22 protein-coding genes are annotated in these 25,235 nt (G+C 73.5%); 19 read left to right on the top strand and 3 right to left on the bottom strand.

Features of this window, described 5'->3' with window-relative positions; all coding sequences use genetic code 11:
• Positions 1-111 precede the first annotated feature (111 nt).
• The gene (locus K1J57_RS00780; protein WP_220562569.1) at positions 112-1,095 is read right to left on the bottom strand and encodes a DUF3558 domain-containing protein; all 984 of its coding nucleotides are present in this window, start codon (positions 1,093-1,095) and stop codon (positions 112-114) included.
• A gap of 413 nt (positions 1,096-1,508) precedes the next feature.
• Entirely contained in the window at positions 1,509-2,558 is a 1,050-nt protein-coding gene (locus tag K1J57_RS00775; RefSeq protein WP_220562568.1) for a hypothetical protein, read from the bottom strand.
• 664 nt (positions 2,559-3,222) lie between these two features.
• Here K1J57_RS00775 and K1J57_RS00770 point away from each other — a divergent pair.
• From K1J57_RS00770 to K1J57_RS00745, 7 genes are all read left to right on the top strand, one after another.
• Positions 3,223-4,179, top strand: a complete 957-nt coding sequence (locus K1J57_RS00770; protein ID WP_220565275.1) for a methionine ABC transporter ATP-binding protein — start codon at positions 3,223-3,225, stop codon at positions 4,177-4,179.
• Positions 4,176-4,916: a methionine ABC transporter permease gene (locus tag K1J57_RS00765; protein WP_220562567.1), complete on the top strand. Its 741-nt coding sequence runs from the start codon at positions 4,176-4,178 to the stop codon at positions 4,914-4,916. Before K1J57_RS00770 ends, K1J57_RS00765 begins: the two co-directional genes overlap by 4 nt.
• A 74-nt stretch (positions 4,917-4,990) precedes the next feature.
• Positions 4,991-5,893 (top strand): MetQ/NlpA family ABC transporter substrate-binding protein, encoded by a 903-nt coding sequence (locus tag K1J57_RS00760; RefSeq protein ID WP_220562566.1) that lies wholly within the window; start codon positions 4,991-4,993, stop codon positions 5,891-5,893.
• 167 nt (positions 5,894-6,060) lie between these two features.
• Positions 6,061-7,458 carry a GH1 family beta-glucosidase gene (locus K1J57_RS00755; RefSeq protein WP_220562565.1) on the top strand — a complete coding sequence of 466 codons (1,398 nt, stop codon included), beginning with the start codon at positions 6,061-6,063 and terminating at the stop codon, positions 7,456-7,458.
• Positions 7,459-7,606: 148 nt separating this feature from the next.
• Positions 7,607-8,596: a LacI family DNA-binding transcriptional regulator gene (locus K1J57_RS00750; RefSeq protein WP_370634666.1), complete on the top strand. Its 990-nt coding sequence runs from the start codon at positions 7,607-7,609 to the stop codon at positions 8,594-8,596.
• A 127-nt stretch (positions 8,597-8,723) separates the two neighbouring features.
• A complete protein-coding gene (locus tag K1J57_RS33230) occupies positions 8,724-8,948 on the top strand; it encodes a hypothetical protein (RefSeq protein WP_255646766.1) in 225 nt (74 codons plus the stop codon).
• A 48-nt stretch (positions 8,949-8,996) separates the two neighbouring features.
• Complete coding sequence (locus tag K1J57_RS00745) at positions 8,997-9,659, top strand: hypothetical protein (protein WP_220562563.1); 663 nt, start codon at positions 8,997-8,999, stop codon at positions 9,657-9,659.
• 34 nt (positions 9,660-9,693) lie between these two features.
• On the opposite strand, the gene K1J57_RS00740 is transcribed toward K1J57_RS00745, so the two are convergent.
• On the bottom strand, positions 9,694-10,776 hold the full coding sequence (locus K1J57_RS00740; RefSeq protein ID WP_255646765.1) for a M15 family metallopeptidase: 1,083 nt from the start codon (positions 10,774-10,776) through the stop codon (positions 9,694-9,696).
• Positions 10,777-11,495: 719 nt separating this feature from the next.
• On the opposite strand from K1J57_RS00740, the gene K1J57_RS00735 reads away from it, so the two are divergent.
• The 12 genes from K1J57_RS00735 (at position 11,496) to pdxS (ending at position 25,220) form a co-directional block, all read left to right on the top strand.
• Positions 11,496-14,810: a nitrate- and nitrite sensing domain-containing protein gene (locus K1J57_RS00735; protein ID WP_220565274.1), complete on the top strand. Its 3,315-nt coding sequence runs from the start codon at positions 11,496-11,498 to the stop codon at positions 14,808-14,810.
• 232 nt (positions 14,811-15,042) lie between these two features.
• The gene (locus tag K1J57_RS00730) at positions 15,043-15,444 is read left to right on the top strand and encodes a roadblock/LC7 domain-containing protein (protein WP_073376201.1); all 402 of its coding nucleotides are present in this window, start codon (positions 15,043-15,045) and stop codon (positions 15,442-15,444) included.
• A gap of 98 nt (positions 15,445-15,542) precedes the next feature.
• Positions 15,543-15,959, top strand: a complete 417-nt coding sequence (locus tag K1J57_RS00725) for a DUF742 domain-containing protein (RefSeq protein WP_370634665.1) — start codon at positions 15,543-15,545, stop codon at positions 15,957-15,959.
• Positions 15,960-15,993: 34 nt separating this feature from the next.
• Positions 15,994-16,587: an ATP/GTP-binding protein gene (locus K1J57_RS00720; protein WP_017572034.1), complete on the top strand. Its 594-nt coding sequence runs from the start codon at positions 15,994-15,996 to the stop codon at positions 16,585-16,587.
• 124 nt (positions 16,588-16,711) lie between these two features.
• A complete protein-coding gene (locus K1J57_RS00715; RefSeq protein ID WP_220565272.1) occupies positions 16,712-18,370 on the top strand; it encodes a DUF885 domain-containing protein in 1,659 nt (552 codons plus the stop codon).
• Between the two features lie 89 nt (positions 18,371-18,459).
• Complete coding sequence (locus tag K1J57_RS00710) at positions 18,460-19,740, top strand: hypothetical protein (protein WP_220562561.1); 1,281 nt, start codon at positions 18,460-18,462, stop codon at positions 19,738-19,740.
• A gap of 100 nt (positions 19,741-19,840) precedes the next feature.
• A complete protein-coding gene (locus K1J57_RS00705; RefSeq protein ID WP_220562560.1) occupies positions 19,841-20,410 on the top strand; it encodes an HIT domain-containing protein in 570 nt (189 codons plus the stop codon).
• Positions 20,411-20,715: 305 nt separating this feature from the next.
• Positions 20,716-21,420, top strand: coding sequence for a phosphatidylinositol phosphate synthase (gene pgsA / locus K1J57_RS00700; RefSeq protein ID WP_220565271.1), 705 nt, complete (start codon positions 20,716-20,718; stop codon positions 21,418-21,420).
• A 19-nt stretch (positions 21,421-21,439) separates the two neighbouring features.
• On the top strand, positions 21,440-22,405 hold the full coding sequence (locus K1J57_RS00695; protein WP_220562559.1) for a phosphatidylinositol mannoside acyltransferase: 966 nt from the start codon (positions 21,440-21,442) through the stop codon (positions 22,403-22,405).
• Between the two features lie 3 nt (positions 22,406-22,408).
• Entirely contained in the window at positions 22,409-23,539 is a 1,131-nt protein-coding gene (locus K1J57_RS00690) for a glycosyltransferase family 4 protein (protein ID WP_277615489.1), read from the top strand.
• A gap of 42 nt (positions 23,540-23,581) precedes the next feature.
• A complete protein-coding gene (locus tag K1J57_RS00685; protein ID WP_370634565.1) occupies positions 23,582-24,121 on the top strand; it encodes a hypothetical protein in 540 nt (179 codons plus the stop codon).
• 187 nt (positions 24,122-24,308) lie between these two features.
• Complete coding sequence (gene pdxS / locus K1J57_RS00680; RefSeq protein ID WP_277615488.1) at positions 24,309-25,220, top strand: pyridoxal 5'-phosphate synthase lyase subunit PdxS; 912 nt, start codon at positions 24,309-24,311, stop codon at positions 25,218-25,220.
• Positions 25,221-25,235: the final 15 nt, after the last annotated feature.

Here is a 25,235-nt window from a genome sequence, read left to right as displayed (position 1 = left end):
CCTGTAGGCGCCGCACCGGGGGGACCGGTCCCGGAACGAAAGGGGGAGGGGCCGCGGCGGTCGCCGCGGCCCCTCCCTTCATGCTCTTCCGTGCGCCCGGTGGCCTCCGGGTCAGGCGGACTCGAGCAGGGCGAGGGCGTCCTCGCCGGCCATGGTCATGGTCGCCTCGATGTCGTCGGGGAGCGTGAACTTCTCGACGTCGTCGTCGGAGGCGCTGAACGAGGGGCTCATCGTGTACGTGACCTCGATGGTGATGTTGCCCGAACGGATCAGCACGGCGGCGCGGGGGACGAACTGGCCGAGGAAGTCGTACTTCGTGGTGATGAAGACGGCCTCGTCGCCCAGGGGGAGCTCCTTGTCCTGGTCCAGGTGCTCGGAGTCGTACAGGGAGTACGAGCCCTCGCCGCGGATGTTGGAGACGGCGTCCTGGTAGTCGGTCTTGGCGCCCTCGATGGAGTCCGACCCGGCGTAGGGGGTCTGGTACGTCACGTCGTAGGTCCCGAACATGGTGTCCGGGTTGCCCTCCGGCGGGGTGCCGCTGATGTCGGAGCAGGTGGAGCGGTTGTCGCTGGTGCTCTTGGAGCCGTCCTGGCCCATGAGCAGGCCCTCGGCCACGCGGTCGGTCAGGGCCTCGCAGGGCTCGATGGGCAGCGAGTACGGGGGCTCGCCCGCCGGGCCGCCGCCGCCCGCGGGCTCCTCGACCGGCTCCTCGCCGGCCGGGTCGGTGACGGGGTCGCTGGCCTCGGTGCTCCCCTCCGGCGGGGAGGCGACGGTGCCGCCCTCGTCACCGCGGTTGGTGGCGAGCATGACGATGAGCGCGACCACGAGGACCACGATCACCGCGCCGCCGCCGATGACCACCCACAGGGCGGCCTTGCCGCCGCTCTTGGGCTGCTGCGGCGGCGGGTAGCCCCCGGGGGGACCGTAGGCCGGCTGGCCGCCCGTGTACGCGCCCTGCTGGGCGTAGCCCGGCTGACCGCCCGTGTGGGGGTCGCCGTAGGGGCCGCCCGGCGGGCCGTAGGGAGGCTGCCCTCCCGGGCCGTCACCGCCGTAGGGGTTCTGCGGTGGCTGGTTGTAAGGTCCGTTTTCGCTCATGGCTCCCCTCGCCCGGATGATGTGTTGACGTGTTGTCTGGGACGCGTGTCGGCGCCTGTGGGTTCGTGTGACTTTCCGAAGTCGGGTCGAAAGGGACGCCGGTGACGTTCACACGGGCAGGGCGCGCCTTCCGTGGCCACCGAACCGCGGGCGAGGACGGGGGAGCGGGGGAGGAGCGGGCCCTGTGTGTCTCCAGGTGGCCCCGGTGTGGTGCTCCGGGGCGGCCGACGTGCATGCCGCCGGCCGGGGACGTGAGCATCCTATTCGGCGCACCCCGGGGTGCGGCAGGCCGGGGCCGGGGAGCGAGAGCGAATCGTCACTGTTTCGTGTCGATCACGTGCACCGCTCGTTTCCGTCCGTCCATTCCCCGGGACGGCCGGGCGCGGCGGAGCGCCCGGCCGTCCCGGAGCGGGTCAGAACATCGAGATGTGCACGTGGTCGAAGTGGTTCTCGGTGATGCTGCCGCGGTCGGCCATCGCGCGCCAGCCGGTGTCGCCGCGCCGGACGTCCCAGATCTGCTGGCGGTAGATCACGTACATGATCCCCAGGCGGTCGGCGTTCTCGCGGGCCCACTCGGCGATGGCCCAGCCGCGGTCGACCTGCTCCTGGGAGGGCATCGACCCGTTGCCGTCCACCATGAAGTCGCAGGCCCGGCCCTTGGGGTGCTCGCCGACGACCCAGCCGCCGACCGCCCGGTAGCAGCCGACCCCGCCGACCTCCGTGCCCTCGCCGAACTCCTCGATGACCAGCTCGCGCATCTGCTCGGTCCGGGGGGTGATGTTGTACTGGCCGCCCATCGGCTGGTTCGGGTGGTCCGCGATCATCGCCTGGACCTCCTCGCGCCGCTCCTCCAGCGCCTCCAGGTCGGCCTCGGCCTCCTCCAGGGTCTCCTGGGCCGCCTCCTGGGCCTCCTCGTCGCGCTCCAGCGCCTGTTCCAGCTCGGCGATCTTGTCCTGGTTGCTCGACGCCAGGAAGTCGATGACCACGGCGCGGTCGATGACCTGGTCGGGGTCGGCGTCGACGAAGAGCGACATGGACGGGTCGATGCCGTTGCCGGTGTAGGAGGCGTACGCCAGGGTGCGGACCTGCTCCTTGGAGGCCTGGGCCTCCTCGGCGGTCTCCTCGGCCCGCTCGGTGGCGCGCTCGGCCTCCTGGATGACGCCCTCCATGTCGCGCAGCTCGCCGTTGTACTCCTCGCCCAGGGTCTCCGCGCGCTCGCGCAGGGACTCCATGCTCTCCGGCTCCATGGGCAGGGCCAGCGCCGGAGTCTGGGGCAGGGCGACGAGCGCCGCCCCCAGGGAGAGGGTGACGGCGATGACACGCGCCCGGCCGGCGCGGCGGCGCCGGGAGGGGGACAGGGCGGAGGCGGCGTCGGCCAGGGTCTCGCGCCAGGTCGCGGCCGGCGGATCGGGAGCCCAGAAGTCGGCGAACTCGTCCACTCGGCTCTGGTCATCGGGGTGCACGGTGTGGTCGCTCCTCGGGCCCGCGCACCCCCGGGCTCGGGGCGGGGCGGGCGCTGCATCTCGTCGATTTCCCGGCCGGGACCGCTCCCCGAGCACGGGGAGGAGGGGCGACGGTGCGTCGCCGGGGACCGGGAGGCCCGTGCCATCGTGAGCGGCGATCGGCGCTGGGCGATGGTAACGGGACGGTCATGAGTGTAAGCACTCCCGGGGTCATACGGGAGGGAACGGATGGTTTCCGAACCGACAAAAGGTGCGATGTGGCACAGATAACCCGGTTCTCGGGTGTGATTTCGGTGAACCGACCCGCCGTCCCATGGTTGAGTGGTGAGCGTGAAGGCTTCTGGACGACTCCCGGTGAAACCCACCGCCACCTGGGCGAACACCCCCATGTGGTGTGATGGGCGCTGTTGTCGCGCGTCCGCCTGACCCCCGCCTCCTCGACGCCCGCGGCCGACCGGTATCGGCCGAGCGGTAATTTTCGAGGATTTCCGCGCCCCGACCGCCGCACCGCCCGCCCCGGCGCGTCGCCTCCACCCGGTCCGGGACCGCTCCGTACGCTCTGACGTGGGCGTCGTCCCACGTCGAGCAGCTCCGCGCCCGTACGGCCCGTACGCCGACCCCGGGCGCCCTGACCAACGTCGATGGGAAGACCGTGATTGACGCAGTGGGCCTGCACAAGGTCTACAGGTTGAAGAAACACCGGGTGACCGCCCTGAACGGGGTCGACCTGCACGTGGAGCCCGGCGAGATCTACGGTGTCGTGGGCCAGAGCGGCGCGGGCAAGAGCACCCTGCTCCGCTCCGTCAACCTCCTGGAGCGCCCCGACGCCGGGACCGTCACCGTCGACGGCGAGGAGCTGACCTCCCTGCGCGGGGCGCGGCTGCGCACCGCCCGCCGCGGCATCGGCATGGTCCACCAGCACTTCGCGCTGCTCTCCTCGCGCACCGTCGCGGGCAACGTCGGCTTCCCCCTGGAGGTCTCCGGGGTCGGCCGCGCCGAGCGCCGCGAACGCGTGGGCGAGCTCCTGGAGCTGGTCGGCCTGGGCGACAAGGCGCGTGCCTACCCGTCCCAGCTGTCCGGCGGCCAGAAGCAGCGCGTGGGCATCGCCCGCGCCCTGGCCTCCCGCCCCAAGGTGCTGCTGAGCGACGAGGCCACCTCGGCCCTGGACCCGGCCACCACCGACTCGATCCTGGCCCTGCTGCGCCGCCTGCGCGACGAACTGGGGCTGACGATCCTGCTGATCACCCACGAGATGGACGTGATCAAGAAGATCTGCGACTCCGCCGCGATCATGGAGAACGGCGAGTTCCGCGAGGCGGGCCGCGTGCTCGACCTCATCGGCACCCCCGGGTCGCTGCTGGCCCGCTCCCTCTTCCCGCTGCCGGACCTGGCGGGCCCCGACACGGTCGTCGTGACCTACCCCCGCTCGTTCGACGAGCCCCTCATGTCCGAGCTCACCCGCCGCTTCGACGTGGACGTCAACATCCTCGGCGGCGGCGTGGAGCAGGTCGCGGGCCAGTCCGTGGGCCGCCTGGGCGTGGACGTCCGCGGCGCCCGCCGCTCCGAGGCCCTGACCTACCTGTCCGAACACGGCCTGCTGGTCGAGGAGGCCGGAAAGTGACCACCCACACCGCCGACATCCTCTTCCTGGCCGCGGACACCGGGGCCGCGGGCCCGTGGGAGGCCGTCGTCGCCTTCCTCCGGGACTGGCCGAACATGTGGCCAAGCCTGTGGCTGGCCACCCAGGACACCGTCTACATGGTGCTGTGGGCGACGATCTTCAGCGTCCTGGTGGGCCTGCCGCTGGGCGTGCTGCTGGTCACCACCGACCGCGGCGGCCTCACCCCCGCGCCCGCGGTGCGCGCCGTCCTCAGCGCCATCGTCAACATCGGCCGCTCGCTGCCGTTCATCGTCCTGATGGTGGCGGTGCTGTCCCTGACCCGCTTCCTGGTCGGCACCACCCTGGGCCCGACGGCGGCGATCGTCCCCCTGAGCATCGGCGCGATCCCGTTCTTCGCCCGGCTGGTGGAGACCTCCCTGCGCGAGGTCGACCGCGAGGTCGTCGAGGCCGCGCACGCCATGGGCACCCGCAGGCTCACGATCGTCGGCAAGGTGATGCTGCCCGAGGCGCTGCCCGGCCTCATCGCGGGCCTGGTGATGACCGTGGTCGCCCTCATCTCCTACTCGGCGATGGCCGGCGCGATCGGCGGCGGCGGCCTGGGCGACCTGGCCATCCGCGAGGGCTACCAGCGCTTCAACGACCACTACCTGTGGGCCACCGTCATCCTGCTCATCGTCATCGTGCAGGCGGCGCAGAGCCTGGGCGACCTGCTGGTGCGCAGGCTCACCCGGCGCTGACCCGCACCGCGCCCCCCGGCCCCCCGCCCCCCGACATTCGTCCGACCCGTCTGGATTCCTGGATAGGAGATGCGATGACCGGAGACAGGGCAGGGGCGCCGTGGGGGCGCGTGCTGCGCGGGGCCGGGGCGGCGGCGCTCGCCGCCGCCGTGCTGGCGGCCTGCGGCAGTCCCAGCGAGCGCGCGGAGGAGGGGACCGACGCGGAGGGGCTCACCGTCCTGCGCGTCGGCGCGACCCCCACCCCGCACGCGGAGATCCTGCAGTTCATCGACGAGAACCTGGCCGCGGACGCCGGGCTGCGCCTGGAGATCGTCGAGTACACCGACTACAACCAGCCCAACGCCGCCCTGGCCGAGGGCGAGCTGGACGCCAACTACTACCAGACGGTGCCGTTCCTCGAGGAGTACCTGGCGGGGAACCCCGACGCCGACCTGAGCTACGTCTCCGACGTGCACCTGGAGGCGTTCGGCATCTACTCCCAGGACGCCGCCGACCTGGAGGACCTGCCCGAGGGCGCCGAGATCGGGGTGCCCAACGACACCTCGAACATGGGCCGGGCCCTGCACCTGCTGGCCGACGCCGGCGTGATCACCCTGGCCGAGGACGCCGGGGACTCGCCCGGGGTGGACGACATCGAGGACGACCCGCTGAACGTCACCGTCACCCCGGTGGAGGCGGCGCAGCTGCCGCGTTCGCTCCAGGACCTGGACGCGGCCGTGGTCAACGGCAACTACGCCCTGGAGGCGGACCTGCCGACGACGGCCAACGCGCTGGCCTGGGAGGGCACCGAGAACAACCCGTACGCCAACGGGCTGGTCGTGCGGTCGGAGGACGCGGGCGCCGAGGACATCGTGCGGCTGGACGAGCTGCTGCACGGCCCGGAGGTCCGCGACTTCATGGAGGAGCGCTGGCAGGGGATCGTCATCCCGGTCGGCGGCGGGCAGGCCGAGCCGACCGCCTCGGAGTCCCCGGAGTAACGTGTGCGCGGGGCGCCGTCCGGACGCCGCGCCCCGCGCCGACCACTCGTAACGGTTGGGTTTCGGGGTGACTTTCGTCGATTGACACAAGGTGTCCGGTCTGCTTGTTTTATGGGAGCGCTCCCATACGCGATGTCCCCTCGTCATGGAAGGTGCGTACCGAACAAGTGAGCAACCGCAGCGATTTCCCTGAGGACTTCCTCTGGGGGGCGGCCACCGCCTCGTTCCAGATCGAAGGCGCCACCACGGCCGACGGCCGCGGCCGCAGCATCTGGGACACCTTCGCCGAGACCCCCGGCAAGGTCCTGGGCGGCGACACCGGCGACCCCGCCGACGACCACTACCACCGGTACCCGGAGGACGTCGCGCTCATGAGCCGGCTGAACCTGGGCGCCTACCGGTTCTCCATCGCCTGGCCGCGCATCCTCCCCGAGGGGAGCGGCAAGGTCAACCAGGCCGGGCTCGACTTCTACAACCGCCTGGTCGACACCCTGCTGGAGGCCGGGATCCAGCCCTGGGCCACCCTCTACCACTGGGACCTGCCCCAGACCCTGGAGGACGCCGGCGGCTGGCCCGCGCGCGACACCGCCTACCGGTTCCGCGACTACGTGCAGATCGTGGCCGACTCGCTCGGCGACCGCGTCTCCGACTGGATGACCATCAACGAGCCCTGGTGCTCGGCCTTCCTCGGCTACGAGAACGGCCACCACGCGCCCGGGCACCGCGACCCCGCGGCGGCCCTGGCCGCCTCCCACCACTTGCTGCTCGGGCACGGCCTGGCCGCCCAGGCCATCCGCTCCACCGGCCACCCCTCCCGGGTCGGCCTCGCCCACAACCAGGCGGTCATCCGGCCCCACGGCCCCAGCGCGGCCGACGCCCGCTCCGCCCGCAGGGCCGACGGGGTGCGCAACCGCATCTTCACCGACCCGCTGCTCAAGGGCACCTACCCCGCCGACGTGCTGGAGGACCTGGCGTCCGTCAGCGACTTCTCCTTCATCCACGACGGCGACCTGAAGATCACCTCGGCCCCGCTGGACTTCCTCGGGATCAACTACTACTCGCCCGAGTTCGTCGCCGCCTCCGCCAAGGGCCTGGACCCGGCGCTGGTCAGCGGCGAGGGCGGCGCCTGGCTCGGCGCCGAGCCCGAGGAGGTGCACGTCTCCCAGGGCCTGCCCGTCACCCACATGGGCTGGGAGATCGACCCGACCGGCCTGTACGACGTGCTGCTCCGCCTGGCCGGCGAGAGCGGCGGCATCGACCTGTACGTCACCGAGAACGGCTGCGCCTTCGAGGACACCGTCACCGAGGACGGCAGGGTCCACGACACCGACCGGCTCGACTACTACGAGGGCCACCTGAGGGCCGCGAAGGAGGCGATCCACGCCGGGGTGCCCTTGCGCGGATACTTCGCCTGGTCGCTTCTGGATAATTTCGAGTGGGCGTGGGGATACTCCCGCCGCTTCGGGATCGTGCACGTCGACTACGAAACGCAGGTGCGCACGGTCAAGGACAGCGGCGAGTGGTACTCCCGCCTGGCGGCCACGGGACGGTTCCCGGAACGCTAGAACAGGCAGGCCGCCCCGGAGGGGGCGGACGACCAAGGCCGCCGCGGCCGGTGACCCCGGCCGCGGCGGCGTACGATTTTTCCCAGAGGGAGCACGCGAAGTGGCCAAGAGCGGTGACGGTGGCGGTCGGCGGCGTCCGACCCTGGAGATGGTGGCCGAGCGGGCCGGGGTCGGCCGCGGGACCGTCTCCCGGGTGATCAACGGGTCGGCGCAGGTGAGCCCGCGCACCCGGGAGGCGGTCCACAACGCGATCGCCGAACTGGGCTACAGCCCCAACCAGGCCGCGCGCACCCTGGTCACCCGGCGCACGGACACGATCGCCCTGGTGGTCTCCGAGCTGCGCGACCGGCTCTTCTCCGACCCGTTCTTCGCCGACATCGTCCGCGGCGTCAGCTCGGTCCTGCACGAGCGCGACCTCCAGCTGATGCTCACCACCGCCCGCAGCGAGGCCGAGCACAAGCGGGTCGGCGAGTACCTCAGCGGCTTCCACGTGGACGGCGCCCTCCTGGTGTCCCTGCACCGCGACGACCCCCTGCCCCGGCGCCTGGCGGCGGCGGGCGTGCCGGTCGTGCACGGCGGCCGGCCGCTGGCCGAGGTGCCCTCCCCGTTCTGGGTCGACATCGACAACGTCGGCAGCGCCGAGAAGGCGGTCCGCTACCTCCTGGAGAAGGGCCACCGCCGGGTCGCCACCGTCACCGGCCCCCTGGACATGTACGCCGGCGTGGAGCGCCTGCGCGGGTACCAGCGGGTCATGGCCGAGGCGGGCATCGAGATCGAGGACCGGCTCGTGGTCCAGGGCGACTTCAGCGTCGAGGGCGGTGCCGAGGCCATGGAGCGGCTGCTCGACGGCGGGCCCGCGCCCGACGCGGTCTTCATCGCCTCCGACATGATGGCGATCGGCGGGCTGCGGGTCCTGCGCGCCCGCGGGCTGCGGGTGCCCGAGGACGTCGCGGTGGTCGGCCACGACGACACCCTCATGGCCCACTACAGCGACCCCGCGCTCACCACGGTCCACCAGCCCTCGGTCCAGATGGGCCAGGAGATGGCGCGCCTGCTGGTGGACGTCGCGATCCCGCGCGCGGCCGAGTCCGAGACCGTCATGCTCGACACCCGCCTGGTGGTCCGCGAGTCCGCCTGACCGGCCCGGACGTCCCTTCCGGGCGGTCCGGCACGGCCCGGGCGGGCACCGGGGCGCCCCGGCGGGTGGACGTGTGCAGATGCATGTGCAAGGCTGGTCGCGACTTCGCGGGAGACGGTGGGGGCGCATGAACCCGATGCGGGAACCGACGCACACGCGGTGTGCCATCTCCTCGTGCGAATGGTGCGACCGGGACGGCCTCGACTGCCGGTTCTGCTCGGGTACCGGATGGTGGCGGCCCGAGCGCCCGCACCGGGACACGAGTGGGATCATCGTGTGGCTCCGGGTCGACGAGCCGTGCCGGGGATGCGCCGGCACCGGCAAGGAGCACAGCCCGACCGTGGCGATCTGAGATCCCGCCGCCGTGGTCCGGACGAGGCGGGGGACCGAGGAGGATGCGGTGCGCTGGGTGACCTACCTGTCCCCGAGTGGCGGCGGCGAGCGAGTGGGGGCGCTGGACGACGGCGACGTGCTGGGCGTGCCCGACCCCCGGAGCCTGGACGAACTGCTGGCTGACGGGGTGCCCGCCCTGGCCGGGGTGCTGGCCAGCACCCGCCGGGCGCCCATCGAGATCATCGTCGAGTGGGAGGCGCGCATGTGCGCCCCGCTCTCCCCGTCCTCCCCGGTGGCCGTCCTGTCCGGCGGCGACGTCTGGGAGGTCCCCCCGCGCCTGGTCGGCGCCGTGGACGACCCCGTCCCGGCCACCGCCCACAGCGCCCGTGTGGGCCTCGCGGCGGTCGCCGGTGCTCCGGGGCGGGTCGACGCCCGCACGCCCGCCTGCCTGTGGCTGGACGCCGCGGGGGAGCCCGTCCTGCTCGGCCTGGGCCCGGTCCTGGTCACCTCCGACGAGCCGATCGCGGACTGGGAGGCGGCCGTGGAGGTCGAGGGCACCGAGCGCGGGCGCGCCGTGCTGGACCCCGGGGACCCCTGGCTGTCCCGGGAGGCGGGCCGGGTGAACGCCCTGCTGCCGGTGGACTCCGGTCCGCTGGCCGAGGGCGACGAGGTGTTCGTGGACCTGGGCGAGCTGGGCTCCTACGAGGTCAGGGTCGGCTCCCGGGTCTGACCCGGGGCACACCCGCCGCGGGCCCCGCGGGTCCCTAGGGCGTGTACTCCCAGTGCCAGGGCTCGAAGCCGCCGCGCGCCCAGGGCGGGTTGTCCCAGCCGAACCCCGGGGCCCGGTCGAGCATCCATTCGTGCTCGGGGCTGCCCGGGACGTTCACGCCCCCGCACAGGTCGACGGCCAGCCCCATCCCGTGCGTGCTGGTCCCCGGCCGGGCCGCCATGCCGGGCAGCATCTGCTCGAACAGCGACACCTGCTCGTGGTACGGGCGGTAGGAGTCGGTCACGCACATCGCGCGCCCGAACCTCTCGCGGTAGGCGGCGTCCAGGTCGATGAAGGCCGCGGCGGCGTCGGCGCGCAGCCGCTCCCCGGGCTGGGGGAGCGGGCACAGCAGCGAGTCGGGGATGCGCCCGTTGGAGTGCGCCGACACGTCGCCCCCGGCGCAGGCGGGGGCGTCCGCCGCAGGACCGGTCCCGGCGCCCGGCTCGGGGCCGGGCAGGGCCCCGGACGCCGGGGCGTCCCTGGCCTCGCGCGGCGCGCCTTCCCCGGCCTCCCGGCGGGCCTCCAGCCGGGTCTGCTCGGCGATCAGCCCGGCGAGGGCCTTCTCCTGGACCCGGATCGCCTCCTCGGCCTCCTCGCGCGCCTCGTCGGCCCGCTCGGTCGCCTCCTCCTGTTCGCGCTCGGCCTCCCGCGCCGTCTCGGAGTGCGTGTCCGCGGCGACCCCGGCCGCGCGGGCCCGGCCCAGCTCAGCGGAGCGGTGGTCGCCGATCAGCGACAGGTCGGCGGCCAGGTCCAGCATCCCCGCCGGCCCCTGTGCCCCGAACAGGACGCGGGCGGGCGACAGGTCGGCGCCCTTGTAGACGGCGGCGGCCTGGCGGGCGACGGCCAGCCGGGAGGCCTCCCCGCGCGCCCGGGCCTCGGCGACGCGCTCCCGGGCGGACTCCCCCTCCTCGGCGAGCTCCTCCAGGAGCTCGCGTTCGGCGATGTACTCCTCGATCCGCTCCCCGGCCTCGGCGCGCAATCCCTCCAGTTCGGCGCGCAGAGTCGCCAGTTCGACCACGGGGTCTTCGGCGGCGGCGGGGGAGGGGCAGGAGAACGCCGCGAGCACGGCGAGGCCCACGGGAAATGCGAACCTGACCGAAAATGCGGGCCCGGCGGAGCGGACCCGCGTTGGGCTGCCCGAACGTTCCGCTTTTCGGTCATTACCCAGTGTGTTCGACGATGGACGCAATACCGCGCACATGCCCGCTTCCTCCCCCGGACCTGCGTGTACGTATTGTCACGATGTCATGTCGAGGTGGTCTTGATGGGGAAGCCGATGGTGTGTCCAAAAAGTTACCCGAACGCCCGGTCGGGTTTCGGTCCCCATGGCTGACCAGGGAGATTGGTAATAATGCCGACAATGACGGCATTATGGGGCTCGGTGAGCGAAGTGATCTTGCTCTGTGGGGCCCGAACGCCCGCAGCGATCCCTTCGCCCCCATTGGTACGCTATCCACCGCACGCGCACCCGCTGGAACTCTTTGGTCGGGTGGGCGGCTCCTCTCCTCCCAGGCGAGTCCGGCGGACAGTCTTCACATCTCCCCACATTCCCCACCGCTTACCGGTTCGGTGGCCACCAGTGGTCCATGCCGATGTGCCCGAGTGCTGCTCGGGTCGGAGCGGTCGGCCCTGGGTACCGACAGCCGTTCACGGCGGTGACACGAAAGGTTGCGAGGGTCCGTGTCGACACGAGCGACGAAAAACGGGACCGGCGCGCAGAGCGAGGCGGCGCAGGCCGAACAAGCCGATGCCGCGTCCCAGCGCAGTCCCGACTGGTGGAGGCCACGTAACTGGCGGGTGCGTTCCCGTCTGGTGGCCCTCATCGTCATCCCCACCGCCGTGGCTCTCGCCCTCGGCGGTCTGCGGGTCTACGAGGCCGCGGTCTCCACGGTCACCCACGCGCACATCGAGGACCGCGCCGAGGTCGGCGTCCTGATCGTGCAGCTGGCCAACCAGCTCGGTCGCGAACGCAGCGCCAGCGCGGTCTACATCTCCGACGACCCGGACCCGGCGCGCCGCTCCGACGACAAGCGCCAGGCCCTGGAGGAGGAGCGCGCCGCCACCCTCGACCTCCAGCAGACGCTCAACGCGCGGCTGGAGGACATCGGCGAGGTCGACGGCAGCCTCGCCAACACGCGCCTCAACAACATGCGCACCCAGCTCACCACGCTGGACTCGCTGCGCGACGAGGTCGACGACACCCGCATCACGGTGCTGCCGGTCGTCACCAAGTACCGCACCATCACGCGCTCGCTCACCGAGTTCAACCAGACGATCGCCGACGAGACCGGCGACACCGAACTGCGTGAGAGCGTCCGCACGCTGACGGCCCTGTCGAACGCCCGCGACCAGCTGTCGTACGAGACCGCCCTGATGGGCCACTCGCTCTACCGCAACTCGATGACCGGCGGTATCGCCGAGGCGATCGACTCCAGCCGCGCGCGCTACGACAACGAGATCTCCAACTTCGTCCAGGCGGCCTCGCCCACCCAGCGCGACATCTTCGACGAGAACTTCACCGGCCTCCAGGTCAGCCAGGTCTCGACGATGCGCATGCGCGTCATGTACCGCGCCGAGCGCAACGCACCGCTGAGCGGCGTCACCTCCAACGACGGACCCGACGACTACATCGAGATCGCCGGCGTCGCCCTGGGCAAGCTCCAGGACGTCGAGGAGCAGGTCGCCGAGGGCATCCAGAACGACGCCGCCCAGCTGCGCGCCACCGCGCTCACCCGCGCCCTGATCGACCTCGTCGTCGTCGCGGGCGTGCTCCTGGCCGTGTTCATCCTCACCTCCCTGGTGGTCCGTTCCCTGGTGCGCCCGCTGCGCACCCTGGAGGACGGCGCCCGCCGGGTCGCCGAGCGCGACCTGCCGGACGCGATCAACCGGATGCAGGAGGCCGGGGCGGTCCCCGAGAACGTCAAGGTCACCCCGATCGAGGTCGACACGCACGACGAGATCGGCGAGGTGGCCCGGGCCTTCGACGACGTCCACCGCGTGGCCCTGACACTGGCCTCCGACGAGGCCGCCCTGCGCAGCAACGTCAACGCGATGTTCGTCAACCTGTCCCGCCGCAGCCAGACCCTGGTGGAACGGCAGCTGCGACTGATCGACGGCCTGGAGCAGTCCGAGCAGGACTCCGACCGCCTGTCCGACCTGTTCCAGCTCGACCACCTCGCGACGCGCATGCGCCGCAACAACGAGAACCTCCTGGTCCTCTCCGGGCAGGACAACACGCGCAAGTGGGCCCAGCCGGTCCCGCTGGTCGACGTGCTGCGCGGCGCGGTCTCCGAGGTCGAGCAGTACGAGCGCGTCAACGTGCGCGCCCCCTCCCACATCTCGGTGCTGGGCCGCCCGGTCAACGACGTCATCCACCTCGTCGCCGAGCTGGTGGAGAACGCGACCTCGTTCTCCCCGCACGACACCGAGGTCCTGGTCAGCGCCAAGACCCTCGACAACGGCGGCGTCCAGGTCGACGTCACCGACAGCGGTATCGGCATGGCCGCCGAGGACCTGGCGGCGATCAACGCCCGCCTGGCCTCCCCGCCGGTCATCGACGTCGCGGTCTCGCGCCGCATGGGCCTCTTCGTGGTCTCGCGCCTGGCCCACCGCCACGGCATCCGCATGAACCTCAAGGAGGCGCACGGCGGCGGTACCACCGCGGTCGTCATCCTCCCGCCGGACCTGCTCATCACCCCGGTCGAGGGCCAGCACGCCCTGGGCGGCGCCGACAGCCGCCTGGAGCTCTCCGCGGCGGCCCCCGACACCTACGCCGACGCCGAGGCGGCCTTCGCCTCCGGCCCGGCCGCGCCCGAGCCGACCGACACCTGGCAGACCCAGGGCGCCGGCACCGACCTGGGCGCCGGACTGCCCAAGCGCCAGCCCGGCACGTCCTCGCGCGCCGACGAGCACCCGCCCAGCGGCCAGGACCTGTGGAACTCGGGTTCCTCCGCCGGGACCGAGAGCACCGGCTCCGACGTCTGGGGCACCACCGGCGGCTCCGGCGCGATCTCCGGCGAGACCGGTTCCCAGCGCCGTGTCGTGGACCCCTACGACACCCCCGAGGAGACCGCGCCGGCGCCCGAGAGCACCGGACACAGCCTCTTCGACCCGGCGCCGCGCGAGGAGACCGGCGGATCGCTCTTCGAGCGCCCCGTGGACCGCTCCACCGACACCGGCTCGTTCAGCCGGCCCGCCGACACCGGGGCCTTCAACCGCCCCTCCGAGACCGGCGCGTTCGACCGCCCCGCGGACACCGGCGCCTTCCGCCGCCCGTCCGACACCGGTGCGTTCCGCCGCCCCGAGCCCGAGAGCTACGACGCCTTCGGCGGCGGACGCTCCGAGCGCCCCTCGTCCGACGCCCTCTCGGGCAACGGCTCCCCGGCCGACGCCGGCCGACGCCGGGACGAGTCCGACACCGAGACCTTCCCGGCCGTCTCCGCCTCGTCCGCCCCGGCGGCCCCGTCCTCCACGGACTGGACCACCGGCGGGCAGCGGCCCCCGGCCGCGAACGAGACCGGTTCCTGGCGCTCGGGCAACGGCGCGGGGGAGAACCGCGAGGGCTACGGCTCCACGGCCTACCTGTCCCGCCGCTACGGCGCGGCCCAGGGCCCGGCCGGCAACACGGTCGTCCCGCCCACTCCGGGCGGCGAGGAGAACGACTCCCTGCCGATCTTCGACGCCATCGAGTCCAACTGGTTCCGCCGCCGCACCGGCGGAGGGCCCACGGTGGACGCGACGGAGACCGGCCCCATCCGCCAGGTCCCGGCGGCGCCCGCCGCCCCGGCGGCCCCCTCCGCGACCGCGGCACCGCAGTCCGCCCGGACCGCGGAACCGGAGACCCGCTCCGAGCAGGAGTGGAACTCCGCGGCCGACCGCGGCTGGAAGGCCGCGCGGTCGGCGGCCGAGCCCATCGCGGGCGGCCTGACCACCTCGGGGTTGCCAAAACGGGTTCCCAAGGCAAACCTTGTCCCTGGGACCGCCCCCAAGCCGGAGAACTTCAAGCAGATGCCGACCCGCAGCGCCGATCGCGTCCGCAACCGGTTCTCGGGCTTCCAGAAGGGCGTCCGCGATGGCCGCAGCCGCCTGGGCGACGGGCAGTCGGAGGGGTGACCGGAGTGGACAACGGCGGGGCAGGGTCCCTCTTATTCAGGGAAGCCGGATGCAATAGCATCTACCGAGCTTCTCGGACGCGTCACACCCGTCGCTCGAAGAGAATCGAACACCAGGCTCCCGACCACCCCCACGGGAGGGTCCGGGCAGTTGCAGAGGCAGTGCTGTCACATGCCGTGCCGGCGGTAGCAGTGCCGAAGAGACCAGCCGGCGAACTTGGACAGGAGATCAGATGAGTCGACAGGTGAATGAACTCAACTGGTTGATCACTGACTTTGCCGACCGGGTACCCGATGTCGCCCACGCGATCGTCGTCTCGTCCGACGGTCTGCCGCTGGCGTCGTCCGCGGGCTTCCCGGCCGACCGCGCGGACCAGCTGGCGGCGATCGCCTCCGGCCTGTCCAGCCTGACCCAGGGCGCGGCCAGGGTGTTCGAGGGTGGTGCGGTCGCCCAGACCGTCGTGGAGATGGAGCGGGGGCTGATGCTCATCATGGCCATCAGCGACGGCTCCTGCCTGGCGGTACTGGCCTCCGCGGAGAGCGACCTCGGTCTGGTCGCGTACGAGATGACCCTGCTCGTCGAGCGGGCGGGGCGGGCGCTGACACCAGCGGCGCGCACCTCGGGAATCCACTGATCCACCACCGACAGGAGGAAGTGGTGGCACCTCACAGTAGAGATGCCGGGAGCGCCTCGTGGTTCGGACAACAGCCGAGCGGTCCCCCCACAGGGGGGATCCCGGCGGTTCCGGGCGGCGGAGATGTTCCTCGACCTATCCAACAACCGTACGATCAACGATCCGCTGCGGGAAGCGCGCCCAGTTCTCTGGTCCGCCCCTACGCGGTGACCAAGGGCCGTACCAAGCCGAAGTCGCAGCTTCCCCTCGAAGCTCTGATCTCGACGACGACGACGGCCCTCAACGAGTCGGGCACGCTGACGCCCGAATGGCAGGCGATCAGCGACCTGTGCCGGGAGTGGCGCTCCGTGGCGGAGATCTCCGCGCTGTTGCGGATGCCGCTCGGCGTGGCGCGGGTGCTTGTGGCGGACATGTCCGAGCAGGGACTGGTCCAGATCAGGTCTTCGCTCAACAACGACGCCCGCCCGAACACCAACCTGCTTGAAAGGGTGCTCAGTGGACTTCGCAAGCTCTAGCCCGGCCGAGGAAGGCGGTGCTGGGGGGAACGCGATGACGTCGGTCAAGATCGTCGTCGCCGGGGGCTTCGGTGTCGGGAAGACGACATTCGTGGGCTCCGTCTCCGAAATCGTGCCGCTGACCACCGAAGCGGTCATGACCAGCGCCAGCGTCGGGGTCGACGACCTCGCCAAGACGCCGGACAAGCAGACCACGACCGTCGCCATGGACTTCGGCCGTGTGTCTCTCGATTCGGACCTGATCCTGTACCTGTTCGGCACGCCCGGACAGCACCGGTTCTGGTTCATGTGGGACGACCTGGTCAAGGGCGCCATCGGCGCCGTGGTCCTGGTGGACACCCGCCGCCTCGCGGACTGCTTCCCCGCGATCGACTACTTCGAAGAGGCGCGCCTGCCCTTCATCGTGGCGATCAACGGGTTCGACGGGTACTACCCCCATGCCGCGGACGAGGTCCGGGACGCGCTCACGCTCAGCCCGGAGATCCCGATCGTCCAGGTGGACGCCCGCGACCGGGCCTCCACCAAGTCGACGCTCATCACCCTCGTCGAGCACGCCATCACGGTGGGGGACCCCGAGGGCGCCGCAGGACAGCCCACCTCCACCGGCGGCCAGAACTCCTGGCGCTAGCGGAGGCCGATTCGGGCCGGGGTCCCGCACAGTGCACGGCCCGGTTCCCGCCAGACGGGAACCGGGCGTCCGTGCTGCCTGGCATCATGTCCGGATGAGCTCTTCCTCCCATCCCGAGCCGGGGATGACCGGCCGCTTCCGCGAGGTCGCCGAGCGCGTGCTCGACGCCCTCCTCGACGAGGACCCGGAGTGGGCCCTGGACCTGGGCGACCCGCGCGGCGCGGACCGCCTCACCGACCGCTCCGAGGAGGCCGACACACGGCGGGCGCGCCTCTTCACCGACGCCCTGGGCTCCCTCGACGACATCGACGACGACCTGCTCTCCCCGGGCGACCGGGTCGACCTGGAGGTCCTGCGCGCCCGGATCGGCTCCGAACTGTGGCACACCGCCGAGCTGCGCCCGCTCTCCCACGACCCCCTGGAGCACTCCCCGGGCGACGCCGTGTACGCGCTGGTGGAGCGCGAGCAGCTCCCCGTGGCCGACCGGCTGGCGGCGCTGGCCGCGCGCTGCTCCGCCCTGCCCGGCCACCTGGCCGTGGCCCGCGAGCGCCTGGGGTCCGGCCCCGGCATGTCCCGGGTGCACGTGGAGACCGCCCTGGCACAGCTGGAGGGCACCCGCACGCTCCTCTCCGACGGCGTGTCCGCCCTGGCGGCCCGGGAGCCCGACGCCGCCCCCGCCGACCTGGAGAACGCCCTGGAGGCCGCCCTCGGGGCGGTGGAGGAGTACGGGGAGTGGCTGAGCGGACGGCTGGAGTCCGCCACCGCAGACCCGCGCCTGGGCGAGCGGGTCTACGCCGCCCGGCTCTGGTACACCCTCGACTCCGAGCTGTCCCCCGAGGCGCTGCTGGTCCGCGCCCAGAGCGACCTCATCGCCACCGAGGAGGCCCTGGCCGAGGCCTCGTCCGCCTACCTCGGACGCCCGCCCGCCGCCGGACTGGCCGCCGAGGCGCTGGCCCGGGTCGCCGCGGAGAACGCCACCGGCCCGGACACCGTGCGGCCCCTGTGCGAGGACGCCCTGGCGCACCTGGACCGACGGGTGCGCGAACTGGACCTGGTCACCGTGTACGACGACCCCGTCCGCGTCATCCCCATGCCGGAGTCGCGGCGCGGGATCGCCGTCGCCTACTGCGACCCGCCCGGCCCGCTGGACCCCCGGGCCGCGCAGAGCCCCACGCTCGTCGCGGTCTCCCCGCCCCCGCGGGACTGGCCCGCCGCCCGCCGGGAGTCGTTCTTCCGCGAGTACAACGCCGGGCTGCTGCGCAACCTCATGGTCCACGAGGCGGTGCCCGGCCACGCCCTCCAGCTCGCCCACGCCTCCCGCCACCGCGGCGGCACGCGGGTGGGCCGGGTGCTGTGGAGCGGCCCCTTCGTCGAGGGCTGGGCGGTCTACGCCGAGGAGCTGCTGGCCCGCCACGGCTGGTCCGACGACCCCGCCGACAACGCGGTGCTGCGGCTGGTGCAGCTCAAGATGCGGCTGCGGATGATCCTCAACGCCATCCTGGACGTGCGCCTGCACACCGGCGACCTCACCGAGGCCGAGGCGATGTCGCTGCTCGTCGGGCGGGGGCACCAGGAGGAGGGCGAGGCCGCCGGGAAGTGGCGCCGGGCCCTGCTCACCAGCGCCCAGCTGTCCACCTACTACGTGGGCCAGGCCGAGGTCGCGGACATCGCCCGCGACCTGGCCGCCGTCCACCCCGGCCGGTCCGACCGCGAGCGGCACGACATGATGCTGGCGCACGGCTCCCCGCCGCCCCGGCACCTGCGCACCCTGCTCGGCCTCTGAACGCCCCGCCCGGGGCCTGGCCGGAACCGGACCGTCCGGAGCCGGTCAGGCCCCGGGGACGGCCGACGCGTGCGTGGCAGGGTGACGGCATGAGCATCCCGCGGCGACCCACCGCACGCCTGCGCCCCCCGTCCCCCTTCCCCGCGGCCGCCGACCGCGCCCTGAAGGCCCTGCGGGCGGCCGACCCCTCCTGGGCCCGCTCCCTCGGCGACCCGGCGGCCCCCGGGTGGTTCTTCGACGACCGGAGTCCGGAAGGGGACGGGCGGCGCACCGCCCTGTACCGGCGCGCCCTGCACGAGGCGGAAGGGGCCGCCCCGGCCCGTGCGACGCCCGACGAGCTGATCGACCGGGACGTCCTGCGCGCCCGCGCCGCCGCCCTGCTGTGGCGCACCGCGGACCTGCGCCCCCAGACCTGGAACCCGGTCGCCCACGACCCCGCCGCGGCCCTGGCCGGACTCCTGGACGACGTCCGGCTGCCGGAGGCGGAGTACCGCGACGCCGTCCTCGCCGCGGCCCTGGAGATCCCCGGGCACACCGGCGTCCTCCTGGCCCGGCTGGAGAAGGGCCCCGGAGTCCCGCCCGCGCACCTCACCGCCGCGATGCGCGTCGGAGAGCACCTGGAGACCGAGCTCGAATCCCGGGTCCGCGTGGTGCTCTCACCCGCCTCGGCGGCCCCCGGCGAGCGGACCACGGCCCTGATGGCCTGCCACCGGGTCGCCTCCGCCGCACGCGGCCACATCCTGTTCGCCGCCCACGGCCTGGCACAGCGCCGGGCCGCGGGCCCCCGCGTCCCCGAACACCGCCTGGACCACCGCGCCCGCCACCACCGCCACGACCTGCGGCTGCGCGTCACCCGCCTGGTGGCGCGGGCCCAGGCGCTGACCTGCGGGCCCGCCCCCGGCGACGGGGCGCCGCCGGTGCGCGCCCTGCTGCCCGCTCCGCTGTTCGTCCTGGGCTGGGAGGCGTACGCGGCCGACGAGCTGGCCCGCCGGGGCTGGTCCGGCGGCGACCCGGGCGACGCCGAGGGGGTCCGCGCCGACCGGGCCCTGCGCCTGCTGGCCGCCCTGGACCGGCTGCGCGACGCCCTGGCCGCCGTCGTCGAGATCCGCCTGCACACCGGCGACCTCACCGAGCCCGAGGCGATCGGCATGCTCACCGTGCGCGGCCACCACGACGTCGAGGAGGCCGACCGGATCTGGCAGGGGGTGCGCACCGCCGTGTTCCCCGCGGCCGCCCGGTACATCGCCCGCCGGGAGACCGCCGCGCTGCTCGCGGACCTGTCCGGGGCCCGACCCGGGGCGGGGCCCCGGGCCCTGCTCGCCCACGGCCCGCTCGCCCCCCGGCACCTGCGCACCCTGCTCGGCCTCTGAACGCCCCGCCGGGGAGGTCCGCGGCCCGTGGCCGCGGCCACCTCCCCGGCGCTTCTATGCTGGGTCCGCGACAGGGCACGACGGCGCGGAGGGGTCGGCGATGACGGACGGCAGCGGCTACGAGGAGCGGGGCGGCGCCCCCGGCGCGGGCACGGGGGAGCCCGACGGCTGGGAACGGCTGTGGACCCCGCACCGGATGGCCTACATCAAGGGCGAGAACAAGCCCTCCGGCCCGCGCCCCGAGGACGGCTGCCCCTTCTGCCGGGCCCCCGGCCTGAGCGACCCCGAGGGCCTGGTGGTGCACCGCGGCAAGAGCGCCTACGTCGTCCTCAACCTGTACCCCTACAACAGCGGCCACCTGCTGGTGTGCCCCTACCGCCACGTGTCGGAGTACACCGCCCTCAACGAGCAGGAGACCGCCGAGGTCGCCACCCTCACCCAGGAGGGCATCCGGGCCCTCACCGCCGCCTACCGCCCCCAGGCGTTCAACGTGGGCATGAACCTGGGGTCGGCGGCCGGGGCCGGCATCGCCGCCCACCTGCACCAGCACATCGTCCCCCGGTGGGGCGGCGACACCAACTTCATGCCGGTCATCGGCCACACCAAGGTGCTCCCCGAGCTCCTGGAGCAGACCCGGGAACGGCTCGCCGGACACTGGCCCTCGGACTGATCCCGGCGGAGCGGGGTAGGGGCCGTGGAACCCGGCGGACACGAGATTCGTTCGTCCGGTGCGGGGACGCGCCGTTCGCGGCGTATCGCCGCGGCCGACTGTTAGGATCATCGCCGTGCGCGCCCCGTGCGCGCACGCGCGGTACCTCCCAGAACCCCAGACATCCGGGCCGGTGCCGTCCCGGCTGGCGTCGATCGCGCACGGACCGCAGGCCCGTCGGCCGGCGGGGCGTCGCGTGCGCCAGGAAATCCCCGGCACATGCCGGTGGAGGTGCACTAGACGACATGCTGAGAATCCTTCGCCCCTTGGTCTCCAGGGTCACCGCTCCGCTCGGCCGGAGCCTGGCCCGGATCGGCCTGACCCCCAACATCGTCACGATCATCGGTGCCGCCGGCGTCGTGGCCGGTGCCCTCTACTTCTATCCGCGCGGCGAGCTGTACGCGGGCTCGGTGGTCATCACCGTGTTCGTGCTCTTCGACATGCTCGACGGCGCCGTCGCCCGGGCCAAGGACTCCGAGAGCGCCTTCGGCGCGTTCCTCGACTCCAGCCTCGACCGCATCGCGGACGCGGCCATCCTGGCGGGCCTGCTGTGGTGGTTCATCGCCGGCGGGGACGACCCCCTGCTCGCCGGACTCACCCTGTTCTGCCTGATCAGCGGGTTCATGGTGTCCTACATCAAGGCCCGCGCCGAAGGCCTGGGCGTCAACTGCGACGTCGGCGTGGCCGAGCGCACCGAACGCCTCATCGTCATCCTGGTGTCGGTGGCCCTCAGCGAGTTCGGCGTCCCCTACGTCCTGGCGGGCGGCCTGTGGGTGCTGGCCGGCATGAGCCTGCTGACCATCCTCCAGCGCCTGCTGGAGACCCGGGCGCGGCTCAACGAGATCGACGCCCGGGACAGGGAGCGGGAGCAGGAGGACGCCGTCGGCGCGGAGCCCGCGGAGGGGGCCGCCCCGGACCTCCTCGACGACACCGACGAGGGCGCCGAACCGGCACCCGGCAACCAGCGCTAGACACCGGAAGGGGCACGACGTGGACGAACGGGTGGCCGCAGCCGCCTACGCGGCGGCATGGGCGGCCGTGGGCCGCGCTCCCGAGAGCGCGGGGCGGGCGGTGTTCCGCCACCTGGCCGACCGCTCCTGGCGGACCCACGACGAGGGCACCCGCGGCCTGGAGCGCAACCTGCGCCGCCTGGTCGGCCCCGGTGCCACCGACGCCCAGCTGCGCGCCCTGTCCCGGGCCGGGATGCGCTCCTACATGCGCTACTTCTACGAGATGTTCCGGCTGTCGGCGATGACGCCCGAGCGCATCCTCGGCGACACGCGCGCCACCGGCGTCGAGACCCTGGAGAAGGCCATCGCCGACGGCCGCGGAGCCGTCGTCGCCCTGCCCCACATGGGCAACTGGGACCACGCCGGGGCCTGGATCACGCTGCGCGGCATCCCCCTCACCACCGTCGCCCAGCGGGTGCGGCCGGAGAGCCTGTACCGGCGCTTCACCGCCCACCGCGAGTCCCTGGGCATGGAGGTGCTGCCGCTGACCGGCGGGGCCGTCGGCACCGTGGGCACCCTCACCCGCCGGCTGCGCGACGGCGGCCTGGTGTGCCTGCTCGCCGACCGCGACATCAACGGCACCGGCGTGGAGGTCGAGCTGTTCGGGGAGGCCGCCCGCGTCCCCACCGGCCCGGCCGCCCTGGCGATGAACACCGGGGCCGCCCTGCTGCCCGTCTCCCTGTGGTACGACGGCCCCCACTGGTGCATCCGCATCCACGACGAGGTCCCCGTCGCGGAGGGCGCCACCCGCTCCGAGCGGATCCGGCGCACCAGCCAGGACCTGGTCCGGGTGTTCGAGGGCGCCATCGCCGAGCACCCCGAGGACTGGCACATGCTCCAGCCGGTCTTCGTGAGCGACCTGGACGCGGACCGCGCCCTCCGGGCCCGCCGGGAGGCGGGGGCCGCGCCGGAGGCCCCGACGCGTGCGGGCGGGCGGGCCGGGTAGGCCATGGGCATGCGGATCGGCCTGGTCTGCCCCTACTCCTGGGACGTCCCCGGCGGGGTGCAGCAGCACGTCGGCGACCTCGCCGACGCGCTCATCGCCCGCGGCCACGAGGTCTCGATCCTGGCCCCGGTCGGCGACGGCGCCGCCGACCTGCCCGACCACCTCGTCCCGGCCGGGCGCCCCGTGCCCGTGCCCTACAACGGGTCCGTGGCCCGGCTGAGCTTCGGGCCGCGCACGGCGGCCCGGGTCCACCGGTGGATCGCCCGGGGCGGGTTCGACGTCCTGCACATCCACGAGCCCGCCGCCCCCAGCGTCTCCCTGCTGGCCTGCTGGGCCGCCGAGGGCCCCCTGGTGGGGACCTTCCACACCGCCAACCCGCGCTCGCGGGCGATGTCCGCCGGCTCCCACGCGCTGCGTTCGGCCCTGGAGAAGGTCCACGCCCGCATCGCGGTCTCCGAGGCCGCCCGCCGCACCCTGGTCGAACACCTCGGCGGCGACGCCGTGCTCATCCCCAACGGGGTGGCCGTCCGCCGGTTCGCCGACGCCCGGCCGCTGCCCGGGTTCCCGGGGGAGGGCGGGTCCATCGGCTTCCTGGGCCGCCTGGACGAACCCCGCAAGGGGCTGGCCGTGCTGCTGGAGGCGTTCACCCGGCTCGCCCCGCACCGGCCCGGGCTGCGCCTGCTGGTCGCCGGCCCCGGCGACCCCGGCCCGGCGCTGGCCGCCGTGCCCGACCGGCTGCGCGAGCGGATCGTCCTCACCGGCCGCCTCGACGACGGGGACAAGGTCCGCGCCTACCACTCCGCCGACCTGTTCTGCGCCCCCAACCTGGGCGGGGAGAGCTTCGGCATCGTCCTGACCGAGGCCATGGCCGCCGGGGCCGCGCTCCTGGCCAGCGACATCCCCGCCTTCTCCGCCGTCCTGGGCGGCGGCAGGGCCGGCGAGCTGTTCGCCGTCGGCGACGCCGCGGACCTGGCGCGCCGGGCCGACGCCCTGCTCGACGACCCCGACCGCCGGGCCGTCCTGTCCCGGGCCGCCCGGGAGGCCGTCCGGGCCTACGACTGGGACACCGTCGCCGCCGACATCGTGTCCGTCTACGAGACCGTTCTGGCGGGGGAGCGTGTCCGCACCCACTGACGCCGCCCCGGTCCGTAACCTGGGAACGAGGGGGTGCGCACCGTGAGCGAGCAGGCCCTGGCGGTTCTCGTGGTCGTCGGCGCCCTCGTCGCCGTGATCGCCTGCGCCCTCTACCTGTCCTGGCGCGCCACCCGGCTGCACCGGCTCCACCAGCGCGTGGACCTGTCCCGGGCCGGGCTGCGCACCGCCCTGGACCGGCGCCGGGAGACCGCCCTCCGCCTGGCCCGCGTGCTGGGTCCCGTCCACGCCGCCGCCCTGCTCCCGGCCGCCGACGCCGCCGACGGCGGCGAACCCGCCGAGAGCGCCCTGTCCCACTCCCTGCGCCGGACCCTGGCCGACCCCGCCGCGCTGCGCGCCGCCGACGCCGCCGGGCTGCTGCCCGCCACGGCCTCCGCCGCCAGGGGTGTCCACCTGGCCCGGGTGTTCTACAACGCCGCCGTCGCCGACACCCGCCGGGCGCGCCGCTCCCGGGTCGTCCGGTTGTTCCGCCTGGCCGGCGGGGCACCGCTGCCGGACTTCTTCGAGATCGACGACCGGCCGCCGGAGCTCCCGGCCCCGGTGGCCGCACCCGACACCCTGTAAGGCCGGGGCCCCGGAAAACGCCTATCTGGCCAAAGCCCCCCGGAAGGGGAGGAACTACCATGGTGGTCCGGGAGACCCGGGGTGCGCGGCGCCGAGGCGTCCGCGCGCCCCCGACGCGCGAACGCCGGCCGCCGTCCGGGCGCGCCCATTCCCCTGGAAACACCTGATGGGACGGGAGTCCACCACCGTGGCTGACAACGCAGCGACCACCCCCGACGGCGCAGTCGGTACCCAGCGCGTCAAGCGGGGCATGGCCGAGCAGCTCAAGAACGGCGTCATCATGGACGTCGTCACGCCGGACCAGGCCAAGATCGCCGAGGACGCCGGTGCCGTCGCGGTCATGGCCCTGGAGCGCGTCCCCGCCGACATCCGCAAGGACGGCGGGGTGGCCCGCATGTCCGACCCCGACATGATCGACGGGATCATCGAGGCCGTCTCGATCCCGGTCATGGCCAAGGTCCGCATCGGCCACTTCGTCGAGGCGCAGGTCCTCCAGAGCCTGGGCGTCGACTTCATCGACGAGTCCGAGGTCCTGACCCCCGCCGACGAGGCCCACCACATCGACAAGTGGGCGTTCACCGTGCCGTTCGTCTGCGGCGCCACCGAGCTGGGCGAGGCCCTGCGCCGCATCGCCGAGGGCGCGGCCATGATCCGCTCCAAGGGCGAGGCCGGCACCGGCAACGTCGTCGAGGCCACCCGCCACATGCGGTCCATCCGCGCGGCGATCAAGCGCCTGGGCACCCTGGACGAGGCCGAGCTGTTCGGCGCCGCCAAGGAGCTGCGCGCCCCCTACGACATCGTCAAGGAGGTGGCCGAGCTGGGCAAGCTCCCGGTCCCGCTGTTCTCCGCGGGCGGCGTGGCCACCCCCGCCGACGCCGCGCTCATGCGCCAGCTCGGCGCCGAGAGCGTGTTCGTCGGCTCGGGCATCTTCAAGTCCGGCGACCCGGCCAAGCGCGCCGACGCCATCGTGCAGGCCACCCTCCACTACGAGGACCCCGCCGTCATCGCGCGCGTCTCGCGCGGCCTGGGCGAGGCCATGGTCGGCATCAACCTGGACGAGCTGTCCGACTCCCAGCGGTACGCCGGGCGCGGCTGGTAGCGGCCCCGGGCCCGG

Source organism: Nocardiopsis sp. MT53, from assembly GCF_019598965.1.
Classification (GTDB): Bacteria; Actinomycetota; Actinomycetes; order Streptosporangiales; family Streptosporangiaceae; genus Nocardiopsis; species Nocardiopsis changdeensis.
The sequence above is the reverse complement of the archived record's forward strand: the minus strand, read 5'-3'. Positions and strand labels throughout refer to the sequence as shown.

Coding starts and splice junctions, on each gene's coding strand:
- K1J57_RS00720 (WP_017572034.1), top strand. CDS start 15,994: ATGACGTCGGTCAAGATCGTCGTCGCCGGGGGCTTCGGTGTCGGGAAG.
- K1J57_RS00730 (WP_073376201.1), top strand. CDS start 15,043: ATGAGTCGACAGGTGAATGAACTCAACTGGTTGATCACTGACTTTGCC.
- K1J57_RS00760 (WP_220562566.1), top strand. CDS start 4,991: ATGACCGGAGACAGGGCAGGGGCGCCGTGGGGGCGCGTGCTGCGCGGG.
- K1J57_RS00750 (WP_370634666.1), top strand. CDS start 7,607: ATGGTGGCCGAGCGGGCCGGGGTCGGCCGCGGGACCGTCTCCCGGGTG.
- K1J57_RS00690 (WP_277615489.1), top strand. CDS start 22,409: ATGGGCATGCGGATCGGCCTGGTCTGCCCCTACTCCTGGGACGTCCCC.
- K1J57_RS00710 (WP_220562561.1), top strand. CDS start 18,460: ATGAGCATCCCGCGGCGACCCACCGCACGCCTGCGCCCCCCGTCCCCC.
- K1J57_RS33230 (WP_255646766.1), top strand. CDS start 8,724: ATGAACCCGATGCGGGAACCGACGCACACGCGGTGTGCCATCTCCTCG.
- K1J57_RS00705 (WP_220562560.1), top strand. CDS start 19,841: ATGACGGACGGCAGCGGCTACGAGGAGCGGGGCGGCGCCCCCGGCGCG.
- K1J57_RS00780 (WP_220562569.1), bottom strand. CDS start 1,095: ATGAGCGAAAACGGACCTTACAACCAGCCACCGCAGAACCCCTACGGC.
- K1J57_RS00715 (WP_220565272.1), top strand. CDS start 16,712: ATGACCGGCCGCTTCCGCGAGGTCGCCGAGCGCGTGCTCGACGCCCTC.